This window comes from Marinobacter psychrophilus, from assembly GCF_001043175.1.
Lineage (GTDB): Bacteria > Pseudomonadota > Gammaproteobacteria > Pseudomonadales > Oleiphilaceae > Marinobacter > Marinobacter psychrophilus.
On the sequence record NZ_CP011494.1, the window covers coordinates 3390090 to 3402086 of the forward strand.

10 protein-coding genes and 1 pseudogene are annotated in these 11997 nt (G+C 53.8%); 1 reads left to right on the forward strand and 10 read right to left on the reverse strand.

Annotated features, from left to right (window positions below):
- Nucleotides 1-1011: 1011 nt before the first annotated feature.
- The 5 genes from ABA45_RS15400 to ABA45_RS15420 form a co-directional block, all read right to left on the reverse strand.
- Nucleotides 1012-1821, reverse strand: coding sequence for an ABC transporter ATP-binding protein (locus tag ABA45_RS15400; RefSeq protein WP_048387600.1), 810 nt, complete (start codon nt 1819-1821; stop codon nt 1012-1014).
- Entirely contained in the window at nt 1818-2867 is a 1050-nt protein-coding gene (locus ABA45_RS15405) for an ABC transporter substrate-binding protein (RefSeq protein ID WP_083847072.1), read from the reverse strand. Before ABA45_RS15405 ends, ABA45_RS15400 begins: the two co-directional genes overlap by 4 nt.
- A 62-nt stretch (nt 2868-2929) precedes the next feature.
- Nucleotides 2930-3745 carry an ABC transporter permease gene (locus ABA45_RS15410; protein ID WP_227506052.1) on the reverse strand — a complete coding sequence of 272 codons (816 nt, stop codon included), beginning with the start codon at nt 3743-3745 and terminating at the stop codon, nt 2930-2932.
- Between the two features lie 43 nt (nt 3746-3788).
- On the reverse strand, nt 3789-4802 hold the full coding sequence (locus ABA45_RS15415) for a fatty acid desaturase (RefSeq protein WP_048387602.1): 1014 nt from the start codon (nt 4800-4802) through the stop codon (nt 3789-3791).
- A 57-nt stretch (nt 4803-4859) separates the two neighbouring features.
- Nucleotides 4860-5708, reverse strand: a complete 849-nt coding sequence (locus tag ABA45_RS15420) for a sugar phosphate isomerase/epimerase family protein (RefSeq protein ID WP_048387604.1) — start codon at nt 5706-5708, stop codon at nt 4860-4862.
- An 869-nt stretch (nt 5709-6577) separates the two neighbouring features.
- On the opposite strand from ABA45_RS15420, the pseudogene ABA45_RS19825 reads away from it, so the two are divergent.
- Nucleotides 6578-6922: pseudogene (locus tag ABA45_RS19825) on the forward strand (IS3 family transposase); the annotation flags it as partial.
- Between the two features lie 238 nt (nt 6923-7160).
- Here ABA45_RS19825 and ABA45_RS15435 read toward each other — a convergent pair.
- From ABA45_RS15435 to ABA45_RS15455, 5 genes are read right to left on the reverse strand one after another with little or no spacing between them, the layout of a single operon-like run.
- A complete protein-coding gene (locus ABA45_RS15435) occupies nt 7161-7349 on the reverse strand; it encodes a hypothetical protein (RefSeq protein ID WP_048387608.1) in 189 nt (62 codons plus the stop codon).
- Between the two features lie 35 nt (nt 7350-7384).
- Nucleotides 7385-8746: an amidase family protein gene (locus ABA45_RS15440; protein ID WP_048387611.1), complete on the reverse strand. Its 1362-nt coding sequence runs from the start codon at nt 8744-8746 to the stop codon at nt 7385-7387.
- A gap of 44 nt (nt 8747-8790) precedes the next feature.
- On the reverse strand, nt 8791-9798 hold the full coding sequence (locus tag ABA45_RS15445; protein ID WP_014872542.1) for a taurine ABC transporter substrate-binding protein: 1008 nt from the start codon (nt 9796-9798) through the stop codon (nt 8791-8793).
- A gap of 30 nt (nt 9799-9828) precedes the next feature.
- The gene (locus ABA45_RS15450) at nt 9829-10695 is read right to left on the reverse strand and encodes an ABC transporter permease (protein ID WP_014872543.1); all 867 of its coding nucleotides are present in this window, start codon (nt 10693-10695) and stop codon (nt 9829-9831) included.
- 9 nt (nt 10696-10704) lie between these two features.
- Nucleotides 10705-11994 carry a M20 family metallopeptidase gene (locus ABA45_RS15455; protein WP_048387613.1) on the reverse strand — a complete coding sequence of 430 codons (1290 nt, stop codon included), beginning with the start codon at nt 11992-11994 and terminating at the stop codon, nt 10705-10707.
- Nucleotides 11995-11997: the final 3 nt, after the last annotated feature.

The window sequence follows — 11997 nt, forward strand, 5'->3', positions numbered from 1 at the left end:
GTAGATGCGGGAGTTGTTGCTGACATTTCGATAACCTCACATTGCCAAAAGGTCATCTGGTCGTCCAAACAGAAAGACAGCTGAAAAGCCGTCCGGGTTTTCCCGGAAGTACAAGTAAGAGTGCAAGCCCAACAGTTGGAGCTCCACTGATTTCTCAAGTTAGGGTGAAATCTGTGCCAAAACTCAGATTAATTTGAATAACCGTATTATATACAACTAGTTGCGAAGTTAAGCTTGGCTGTTGCCCGGCGAAAAATCAACCGGATTCATGGGTCGTGATCGTTAAAATAGAGCGTGCGCATCCTATTGATGTTTCATTCTGGTGCAAGCGAGTTGCAGGGCATTCAGTGTAAGACGAAGCAGCCACCAGTTTCCTCGCTCAATCTTTTCCACTCGGTGTGCGTCGTGATAGTGGCTTCGGTCAGGAAATTCTTCGGCTCACTGCCCCATCGCGCCGAGTGCTAGGATGAACGTGCCTGCAGAGCACACCAGCATACTGACTACGATGGGCAGCAGAGCGTCGCCGCCGTAGATCGAGGACAGACCACTATAGATAAAAGATGAGTGGGTAATGAACCGCAGCACTTTGAGATGACGAGGTGAAAATGGGGGACCGTTGCCGATATCCTCATTCGCTTTGCCGACCGAAGTGAAGGAAATCACGGGGTATCGACAGCTAGTTCAGGCACCAAGATGCCAAATTTCAGCGCTATTGACTGTAAGCCAAAGCCGGCGGCAGATTGCAGATACGGTGGGCTGTCACAACACGACGATTAACGAGTGCAGGTCTTGGAAAAATTCTGAACTACACCAGGATTGAGCAGCGCCCAGCAAAGATTGAGACCCAGCTTACGATCGACTACTAAGAAAGGAAACAATATGATTCCAGACCATAAGTAACGACGGCACTGCAACCTTGGTTGAGAGCTGCAGTAGCCAACTCCTAGCGGGTCAGCTACCGGAGGTGAATGCCACATCAATGCGATAGCCCTCTCAGTCAACGAACGAACATCAATGTCCGCCTTCCTCCCGCATCATGCCTAGAATCTGCTTCTCCATCGCTGCATATTCAGGGTGACCACGCATATCCTCACGGGTGTTGATCTCCTTGCAGGCCTTAAAGGGTGGGTACAGAATGGTTTTCACGCGTCCCGGATGACGTGACAGGAAGACGATTTGGTCGCCCAGCAGCAACGCTTCCTCGACATCGTGGGTAACCATCACCACCGTCATACGTTCTTTGCGGATCACGTCGAGCAGCAGCTCCTGCATTTGCCAACGCGTCTCCGCGTCCAGTGCGCCGAAAGGCTCGTCCATCAGCAACACTTTGGGGCTATTGGCCAGGGCGCGTGCCAGGGCGACGCGTTGGCGCATGCCACCGGATAATTGGTGAGGATAGGCACCGGCAAAAGCACTCAGGCCGACACGCTCGAGAAAATAATCGACCGTGCCCTCCCTTGACGCAATGACGTCCCCGTTGATTCGCAGACCGTACGCCACGTTCTCACGGACCTTGAGCCAGGGAAATGAGGTATAGCCTTGAAACACCATGCCCCTATCCCTGTTCGGCCCGCGCACCAATTCACCATTGAGGCTGACGTTGCCGCTGGACGGACGTTCAAGCCCGGCCATCATGCGTAAAACGGTGGACTTGCCGCAGCCCGAAGGGCCAAGCAGGACGCACACCTGCCGTGGGTCGACGTCAAAACTGACGCCTTCCACGGCAACGACTTGTTTGCCGTTGTCGGCAAACACCTTGCCAACCTGATTAATCTGCAAACCTTGAAAGCCGGCATCCAGATTGACTGCTTGCGCACTCATTTTGCTTTCAGCGCCGCCTTGAGCGGGCTCAGTTCAACACCGGTAGTCCAATCGTGCATGGCGTCGGCCATACCGAACTTTTGCCACCAGGTATTGGTGGTGTTCCAGTGCTGAACAATCTGGCCATTGGTCATACCTAACGGCAGCTCGCCCTCGGCCACACCCATAAAGCGCCCGGCTTCCTCCAAATCGAACACCATGATGCCGCCCTTGTAGATCTCACCATCAGTACCGATGACCATCTCCACATCGCTGACATTGAACTGAATCGCTTCAGCAATAATACGATTGCCTTCTTCCGGATTGGCCTTCCAGTAATCGACTGCCTTGAAATAGGCTTCCACCGCCAGATTGGCTGCTTCCGGGCGCTCAGTCAGAAAGGCTTCGCTCATATACATGCCGTCGCCCAGCAACGCGGTACTGATCCAGTCATCTTCGCTCGAATCCGCAACCACCCGGGCGCCAGGCATATTTTTCAGCAGCTGGCTGCCAAAGGGCTCCCAAAGCTCGACCGCACTGACACTGCCGCCCAGCATGGCGCCCACGGCCTCATCCATGATCACGTTGACGAACTCAACTTGATCGATGGAAACACCATTTTGTTCCAGCCAGATACCCATGAAGATCTGCGTCAGGCCTCCTTCCATCACTGCGATTTTCTTGCCAATCAGGTCCTTTGCAGATTCGATGCCCGGTGCCAAGATGATTTTGTCGGTACCGAACGAAGGGTTGGTATAGGTCACCAACTTGACTGGCACACCCTTATCAACCGCAATCGGGCCGTACTCGACTGTGCTAGAGGTAATATCCAACTGACCGGCTGTCATCAGGCCAAAGCTTTCATACGGATCCTCAATAATAATGATATTCAGGTCCAGTTTGGGCACCAGGTTTTTTTCCTTAGCGATGAACCAGAAGCCATAACCAGGCCACGAGAACAACGACACATTAACCTTCTCCGTCGCCTGAGCGATCCCTGTAGCGCACGTGAATGCTGCGCCCAGTAAACACCCTTTGGCTGCCTTGCTCCAGTTACTCGATCGCATAGTCAATCTCCTAAATGAATGAATCTTTGAACCCTTTCCGCGACGGCCGCGGCGCGAAAGGCTTACCTCTCCCGCTGCCGTAAATACGGAAACGCCAACCAGTGCACCCCTCGAAAAGCCAAATCACACAACAATCCCAGCGCGCCGATCACCACAATCCCGGCCATGATGTCATCCACGTAAACAAAACGTCTGGCCCGCATCATCATTGCTCCGATGCCGTCTGTGGCAGCGACGATCTCCGCAATCACCAGGTAAGTCCAACTCACCGCGAGCATCTGACGGCAAGTATCAACAATTCCAGGCAATGCCGCGGGTACCACTACCGTCCAAAGAATCACTCGGCGTGAGCCGCCCAGAGTCTTTGATGTCTCAATAAAATCTGCAGGCACTTGCCGCACCACATCACTGACAAGTGTGATCAGAAACCACACCACGCCGAGGACCAGCAGCGCAATCTTCTGTTCATTCCCCGTACCTAGCCACATCAACAAGAGTGGAATAAAAGCGGGCGCAGGCAAGTAGCGAAAGGCCGAAACCAGGGGATTGAAAAACGCCGCCACCAGCGGGAACGCTCCCATCAGCACCCCCAGCGGAACAGCAACCGCCACCGCCAGTGCAAAACTAACACCAATGCGCTTGAGACTACTCAGCACGTCAACGCTGAACTCGCGCTCCAGAAACAGTTCACGCAGCGCCTCAAACACCTGTAGCGGCCCCGGAAAAAGCGGGCTTAGTGTTCCCGTAGCTGTTGCAGCGAAATGCCACGTTAGTACAAAAACCAACCACGCTGTCACGCCTAACATCAGTTTGACACCCGGTGCTACGGGCTGCTTGAAGTCAAGACTATCCCAGACTGCTGCCATGAATCCCGACATCAGTGCACTCCACCCAAAGCCTGCTCAGCAAGAAAAAAAAGCATCAGAATGCAGTGAGGAACGACAATGCATTAACCCCCACTGCCTTGCCGTCACGTACCGTTTCGCGCACATCCGCCGTGCCGTATTCTTCAGCCAGCACCCGACTAACCCGGTGTTGATGAAAACTCTTCACCTGCCCCCACATACTCAGCTGCTGCGGGCAGTTATCACCGTATAGACTGTCGTGAAACGTGGGCAATCGATACCAGGCAGTGTTGGGTTTGGTGTGGTGAGCGTTGTGGTAGGGAAAATTTAACGCCAGCAGATTCAACCAAGGCCACCGCGCCGAAATCAAATTGCTATAGGTATTGTGCTCTTCGTATTCACGGTTCCCTTTGTAAGGCGGTTTGATATCGGCTGTGTCCAACGTGTAGAAAATTTCGTAATTGTGTTGAAAGGAATCCATGAACCGCAAAACCGTCAAAAACAGGCAGTAAGCAACGGAATACCCCAGCGCCACCGGGGGCGCAAGCCACACAAGTAGTGCAAAGAAACTGAAGCGCAGCAAAGTCACCCGCACCACACGGCCACGCTGGGCTTTTTTGCTTTCATAGACAAAGGGCGCTGCGATCAACATGCCGTGCATGACCAGCTCCACCGCCGGGATGTAACACCATTCCAGACCGCAGACGATCTTGTACAGCACCGGCCGCTCTTGCAACCAGACCCGGTAGTCGAAGGCTAACGGCTCGCAGTTGTCGACGTGATGGCGCATATGTTTGTAACGCATGTCTTCATAGGTGCCGTAATGGGAACCGGTGATCACGTTCATCCAGCGCCCGACTCGGGTGTTGTGTTCAACTTTCTTGCACAACGCGTTGTGCCCGCAGTCATGCAACAGATACGCCGCAATTGTCATACCGTGGGCCACCGCGATTACCCCCAGCACTAGGCTCCACCAGGTACCCACAAATAACAGGGCCCAGCCACCAAAATAGGTCAACAGCACATATCCGATAGCTAGGGTGTTGGGCAGCATGCCCTCGTCACGCCAGATGTTCTTGTAAACCTGCATTGCATGCGACTCCTGTAATGACCTGCAAAACGTCAGATTCTGTTGACCGGCAGACTGTTATTGTTGCGCAGCCTGCCAAAGTACAAACTGATCACGCTCACGCTCTCCAATCCAGCGATTCATCTGCCAGAGATCCGCAACGGGCATGCCAGTGAAAGGTTGTGTATGCAAATAACCGTCGGGGCCGAATTCCGGGGTCATGCTGCTGGCGGCATAACCGCGACGTACCTGGCTAGCCCAAATGGCTTGCCAACAACGCTCGTGCGAAGCCAGCGCCTCAGCATATTCCGGCGCTGCAGGGTGAGGAACCTGTGGGCCTTGGTCGTAGCCAACACGGCTGTGCACATGATGGGCCTTCTCCGCCACTTCCAAAATGGTGTCCCACTCGGTATCCATCTGCCTCTCACAGACCACCACCCAGTGACTGAAATCACAGGTTATGAGCAGATCAGGCAAAGCGCGCAAAACATCGCGCGTTATCCAGGGATTAAAGAACGAGCGACTGCGGTGGGTTTCGAAGCTACAAAGCACGCCATAGCGCTCAGCCATGTCCTGGGCGCGGCGGAAGAAATCGATTTGCACGTCCAGAGGCCATGCGTCGCAGCCACCCATCACATTGCAAAAACGCGGATTCAACATCAGGCTGCGCTTGATCTTTGTTTCAAGCGAGGCCAAGTGCTCATCTGGCGTGGCATGACGATCAGGCACATAGCTGCCCGTCGTGCATATCTCGGCAATGTAACTCAAACCATGGTCGGCGAATGTTTGCGCCATACGCTCCCGATCACCTTCATCAGCAGGGGCCGGGGCTTCAATTCCGGTAAAACCAGCATCAACAGCCAGCACCGCGCCCTGCTCAACCGTACCCTCATGGCCCCACAAGGTCTTGTAGATATCCAGTTGCATGCGACGTGCTCCAGCTCGATAGATTGACTAACAAAGCATTAGCAAACGGCATGCCATATAGAAGCGACTTTGCATAGGCTTCTGTTTTACATGCTAATAGGCATGTAAGTAGGCTCGGCAGCCTATTAATACACTGCACACCATTAGAGCAACAGGCGGATCCACGCACCAGATTGCCGCGCTAACCAGCGCCTTTGACAACAAAACCAGCCAGACACCTATGATGAGTTATCGTGCACCGAACGCCTGGAACTGTTGCTCGACCGAGAGTTCCAGGCACGGGAGCATCAAAAACAGGCTCGCTTTAAGCTCTGCGCCTCGGTTCAGGACATCGATTACCAACACCGGCGCAATCTCAAAAAAGCACAGGTGCGCAAATGGCCCAAATCGATTGGCTGGAGCGGGGAAAAAAACTGCTGACAACCGGTCTCTGTGGCAGCGACTTCAGGAAATTGACTGGACGTGAACACCGAGGCACAAACCTCGGTAGGTGATGTGTTAGGAAAAAGGGTGTTCACGTTCAGCCAGAATGAGTGTTCACGTTCGCCGGAATACGCAAGAGATTCAAAACTAGACAATAAAGGGGGTATGTCGCTGCCTAAGTACATGAACTACGGTTGGTTTGATATCCCACAACGCTCTCAAAAAGCCCCCCTAGTTTACTAAAGCCTTCCAGAAACGCTTGACGTTAATGTTTGAGATTCGGCCGGCTGAAAAAGAACGAGGCTGATGTGCACCAAATCGTTACTTTTGCGCTTTCGTAGTGCGCAACATGGAGAGTTTTCAGGATTTTTAAACTGATATGTGGCAACTGTGGACTGTTTTAATGGGCTTTTACTCAAAGGTGCTTTCTGGTGCAGTTTTTGCGCCGCGCTCTTGATGTCGGACGAGATGAATCATACGCGCTGACAGACCAGTTGAGTGAGCAGGAGCCGGTTGAGATGGTCTGAAGTAGATGCCGAACGAGTGGTTCTGCGAGCTGTGTAAACCGGATATTTCGCAAGAGTCGAAGCTCGGCAGGAAGCCGGATGATCACCATCATGCTCAACAACGAAGACGTTTTGATTGGACGCTTCAAGGTTCGTCGACTGATGAGTGAACTGGGGCTGATCTGCAAACAGCCAGGGCCGCATGCATACAAACAGGCAACAGTAGAGATGCCAGACATTCCCAATAGACTGAATCGTGAGTTCGGCGTCAGTCGCCCAGACCGGGCCTGATGCTGAATTGGTGGTAAAGGGGGTACACCGAGCGAACTTGCGGGAACACTGAACCACCGAACCGAACATTGTGTAAAGAAAAAAAGAAGTTCGGTAGGGTTTCCGAAATTCAAGACTTTGTTTTTAATCTAAAATCGAGTCTTTCAAGCGGATCAGAAGGGGTCTATTTTTTCTGTTCGTAATGATCAAATTCTGAGTTTCCAAATGCTCAACTGTGTCCGAAACCGCTCGCCTAGTTGGAGCTTTGGTGTTCCCAAACCTTGGCTTTCACACAGTTTCTAGCCAAAGTATCAACCACGATCAAAGCAGGTGCGCCATGCTCTTCAGTCAGCCTCCGAATCATCCTCACCAAGGCTTCAACATTCTCTCTTTCCGTGAGTGCTACAGCGGTATTGCTGACCATGATGTTTTCAAGATTCATCCCTCGGTACTTGCACCAGGCGTGAAGCCTGCGACCTATACCGGCGCACCAGGCTGGACGCCGCTGATCTGTTCCCACTGCTTCGCCAAGGCGAGCATTTGATAATCGCTGTATCTTGGTCCGGCGAAACTGACCCCAAATGGCAAACCATCATCGCGCATGCCACCCGGCACAGAAACCACGGACAGTTCGAGCAGATTACCGAAATTCGTGTAGTAAGCCATGTTCCGATTCAGTTCCAGCGGGTCGGCTTTTACTTCGTCACACCGGTAGAGCGTGCCAGCGGTGGGCATTAGCAAGCAGTCGAAAGAGGCCAGAAGCTGGTGGGCGGCGGTTTTCAAATGGTTCAGCCGGGCGACATCAGTCCAGATGTCATGGCTGGTGACCGTTTCACCTTTCAAAATACAACCTGCAACCACTTCATTCACACTGTCGGGGTGCTGTTTAACGAAGCTACCCACGGAGTCGTATCGTTCGCTGACAAAAGCACCGTCAAACAGCATAGCGCCCGCTTCTACAAACACACTGAAATCGACCGGTTCAATCTGGGCGCCCTGCGCTTCAAGCGTCTTCAACACGTCTTTGAAGCAGGCTTCGGCCCGAGCATCACCAAAGAAGTTAAGCCCCTCAGCGCCGGGAATTGCGATCCGAATTCGCTTTAAATCCGGTATTGAGTCCGCCAGTAAACCGGCCGCTCTGTTGTTTTCCATGAGCTGGCGGAACACACACTCCGCCTCAGCTGCAGTGCGGGCAAACACGGGTATACAGTCAATGCTTTTATTAGCGTAAACCATACCCTCATTGGATAGCAGGTGCGGCGTCGGCTTAAAGCCGACAATATTGCACATAGCCGCGGGCAATCGTCCGGAACCGCCGGTATCGCTGCCCAGAGAAAAAGTCACGCAGCCGGTGGAAACCACTACGCCAGACCCAGAGCTGGAACCACCCGGAATAAAATCCGGATTGAACGGGCTGACCGGGTGCGGATCGCTGCGAACGCCTACCACTCCGGTGGCGAATTCATCCATGGTGTTTTTGCCAATCAGCATGGCGCCCAGATCCAACAGGCGCTGAACAACTGGTGATGTGGTTGTGGAAAGTGTCCGGTAATCTGGGCAGCCTGCCGTCAGCGGCAGCCCTTCAACATGAATGTTGTCTTTTATCGCAAAGGGAATTCCGTAAAGCGGCAAATTAGCATCAAGGGTTGCCAAATGTTCGGCGCGGGCCAGTAACTCTGCCTCCGGCACGAGACAAATCCATTCGGCACGCGAGCTTCTCTCGCTGATTCGGCGCAACACCTCCTCAGCAACCTGCCTGGGCACAAACCGCCCTGCTGAATAACCTTCCCTGAGATGGAACAGATCCAGCCCCTGATAAGACGTCAGAGAAACTCGCATGTCCGAATGTATCCTGTCGTTATGGGTGAATGAACATTAGCCTATTATTTTACAACGCTTTCCAAGTACCCAGGCACGAGGAAGTTTTCGAAAGTTTCTCTTGAAGGCACGTTCGGCAAGCGCTTCTGCTCAAACAGGAAGGTCGAGGTAGAAAGAAGGGTATCTACGAACTGGCCGCGTTTGTTGCTGTCTCCGATGTATTCTGCCGTCAGTTGATCATCACATGAAACCATCTTGGTGCCCTTCATCATGCGCGCAGCGTCCGGCAAGTCCAGTTGGAGTTCCTTGGCGATGATTTCCGCCGTCTCAGCCGGGTTGTTCAGCCAAAAGTCGATGCCTTTGCATTCCGCGCGGACAAACTTCTCGACGTAATCCGGGTACTTTTCGGCAAAATCATTCATCACAACGCCCACATCCCAAGTGGGATATCCGCGGGAGGTCATCATACCGGACGTCATGAACAGGTTGGCATCGCCTTCCAGAACACGGCCCAGTGCAGGTTCCCAGAACCAAGCCGCATCGATATCGCCACGGAACCACGCCAGTGCGATGTCGTTGGGCCGCAAATCGATGATATTCATCGATGCGGGGTCGATACCCTCATCATTCAGGGCGTTCATCAACAGGTAATGGGTGGTGGAGCCAAACGGCGCAGCGATTGTCTTGCCCTTAAGGTCTTCCAGACGCTTTATATTCGCCGAGGTGCGAACCGCCATCGCCTCAACATAGTCGAGCATGTTCAGAACCATGATGCCCTGGATCGGCAGGCCCCGGGTAACACCGATCGCCGTGGGCGGGTTGCCCAGACCACCAAAATCTACCTGATCCCCTGCGATGGCCCTCAGCATGTCGCCACCGCCACCAACATTGATATAGTTGATCTTCACACCAGGCATTTCCTTTTGCACAAGCCCTAATGACTTGGTCACTAACTGGGCGTTAACCAGATTCAAGTAACCGATGGTCACTTCTTCTGGCGCGGCGGCTTGGGCTTGTGCGGCTCCAATACTGAGGCCCAATGCGGTTACAGCTGAAAGTATTAACGTTTTCATGGTGTTCTCCGTAGGGTTTTTGATATTCACTCAAAGAGTCTTGAGTTTGGTCCAGGGCATGATGATTCGGCCTGCGAGCTTGAGAACCTGATCCAGTGCCATTCCGGTGATTCCCAAGACAATCAGGCCCATGATGACGATGTCGCCCATCAGGAACTTGGCGGCATCCCAGATCATCCAGCCAATACCCGCCGTGGCCGCGACTATCTCCGCCGCGACCAAAACGGTGTAAACGAATCCGAGCGAAATCCGCATCCCGGTGAGGATGGTGGGGCCGGAACCGGGCAGATAGACTTCCCGGACAAGGTCCCAGCGACTGGCGCCCAGCGAACGCGCTGCACGGATGTAATTCGGGTTGATGTCCGACACTGCCTGAATGGTGGCGATGATGATGCCGGGCAAGCCGGCCAAGAAAAGCAACGCCAGCTTTGACGATTCACCAATACCCAGCCACATCACCAGTAAGGTATAGAGCCCCAGTGGCGGCAGCGGTCGGTAGAATTCGATGATCGGGTTACAGATCCGGTGAGCAGACCGGGAAGTACCCATCATCACACCCAGCGGAATGCCCACCAGACAAGCTGCTGCAAAAGCAGTAAGAATTCGGTACAGGCTGGTCGCGATGTGTTCAACCAGCGTGGAGCCCTGATAGCCGGTCGTTGCCACCTCGACAAACGATTGCCAGACACTGACCGGCGACGGCAGAAACAGCGGATTGGCCCAGCCCATGCCTGTCACCAGGAACCAGGTACCAAGCACCACTGCAACCGTCAGAAAGGACAGGTATTTGCCGTTCTCAATGTTTTTGCGAATTATCGGAGGCATTCGCATCTGTCGCTGGGGTATTCCGTCGTCGAAGGAAATCGCCCGCGGGGTGTCTTCGTTATGAATACCCATTTCGTTCACCTACTCTGCAACGCCGAGAATGTTGGGAATGGCCAGCGCCAGTATCTTCATGGCAGCCACCGATTTAGTTATCGAAATACTTTCATTCACCGGCGACCAACCGTCCTCACCAGGCCCGAAAGTCACCGCGTTCATTCCCGCCTCGCGAAAACGGATGGTGTCGTTAAACGCATTCTTGCGGTTCGGAATCGGAGCTTCGCCCAGCACTTTGCGATAGGCCGCAGCCAGCGATACATTCGGTTCTTCCTGCATCGGAACTGGCTCTGTGCCGTTGACAAACAGGGAGCCGAATAGCTGCGCCACTTCGAATTCCGTATCCTTATGACCGATGAGCGTTTCGGAGACGGTGGCTGAGATATCCTCTACCACCGATTCAATGGTCATCCCGGGAAGAATGCCGACCACTGCCAGCGTCAGTTCGCAGGAATCCGGGGTGAACTGCATTTCACCGGGCAGGCCGCCTGCCATCCTGACCACGCAAGCGCAGGGTGGCGTATGGCCCGGAAACTCGGAGGGGTTGTGGCGAAAAGCCATGGCGTTGATCACCGGCACCAGCTCCGATGCTTCGGAAATAGCATTAACGCCGGTATCCGGACGCCAGATGTGGGATTTGATTCCCCGCACCACCAGCCGCACCAGACAGTGTCCGGAGTTGGCCACCGATAGGTTCATACCCCAGTCTTCGGCGCTCTTGCCCCAAGCTGTTGGTTCTATGGTGATGGAGTGGTCGGCGCTGATGCCGATGGTTTTGGTAAGGTAGATCGAGCCGTGAACCCCGTCTTTTTCCTCATCCACCGTATAGCAGCAGATCAGATCGCCTTTGAGCCTGACGCCGCTGTCTAGCACCGCCTTGACCGCCAGCAACGAGGCTGCCAAATTGGCTCTGGTGTCCGACGTGCCGCGGCCGTAGATCCAGTCGCCATGGCGGGTCGCCTTGAACGGGTCACCGCCGCACTTGTCCCAGCGCTCGGGCTCAACCGCCGGATAGGTATCCAGGTGATCATTAATCATTAACGACGGGCCGCCACCCTCGCCTTTCAGCACCCCAACTATGTTCGGGCGCTTGCTCTGGGAGGCGTATTTTTTCACTTCGAAACCCATGGATTCCAGCTTACCCGCAACAAACAATGCGTAAGCTTCTTCTTCACCAGCGGGGATGTCAGGGTCCAGCGGATTGGTTGAATTGGGCTGACCGATGGCCACCATTTCAATGGTCAGATCGATCCATTCCTGCTCATCAATGCTCCCGATCAGGGAAGCTTGCAGGGATTCTGCGAAATTAATTGTCATAGT

Excerpts from the sequence above, each read along its gene's own strand:
- ABA45_RS15450 (WP_014872543.1), bottom strand. The coding sequence starts at position 10,695 with ATGGGTATTCATAACGAAGACACCCCGCGGGCGATTTCCTTCGACGAC.
- ABA45_RS15435 (WP_048387608.1), bottom strand. The coding sequence starts at position 7,349 with ATGAATCTTGAAAACATCATGGTCAGCAATACCGCTGTAGCACTCACG.
- ABA45_RS15400 (WP_048387600.1), bottom strand. The coding sequence starts at position 1,821 with ATGAGTGCGCAAGCAGTCAATCTGGATGCCGGCTTTCAAGGTTTGCAG.
- ABA45_RS15420 (WP_048387604.1), bottom strand. The coding sequence starts at position 5,708 with ATGCAACTGGATATCTACAAGACCTTGTGGGGCCATGAGGGTACGGTT.
- ABA45_RS15440 (WP_048387611.1), bottom strand. The coding sequence starts at position 8,746 with ATGCGAGTTTCTCTGACGTCTTATCAGGGGCTGGATCTGTTCCATCTC.
- ABA45_RS15410 (WP_227506052.1), bottom strand. The coding sequence starts at position 3,745 with ATGTCGGGATTCATGGCAGCAGTCTGGGATAGTCTTGACTTCAAGCAG.
- ABA45_RS15405 (WP_083847072.1), bottom strand. The coding sequence starts at position 2,867 with ATGCGATCGAGTAACTGGAGCAAGGCAGCCAAAGGGTGTTTACTGGGC.
- ABA45_RS15445 (WP_014872542.1), bottom strand. The coding sequence starts at position 9,798 with ATGAAAACGTTAATACTTTCAGCTGTAACCGCATTGGGCCTCAGTATT.
- ABA45_RS15415 (WP_048387602.1), bottom strand. The coding sequence starts at position 4,802 with ATGCAGGTTTACAAGAACATCTGGCGTGACGAGGGCATGCTGCCCAAC.
- ABA45_RS15455 (WP_048387613.1), bottom strand. The coding sequence starts at position 11,994 with ATGACAATTAATTTCGCAGAATCCCTGCAAGCTTCCCTGATCGGGAGC.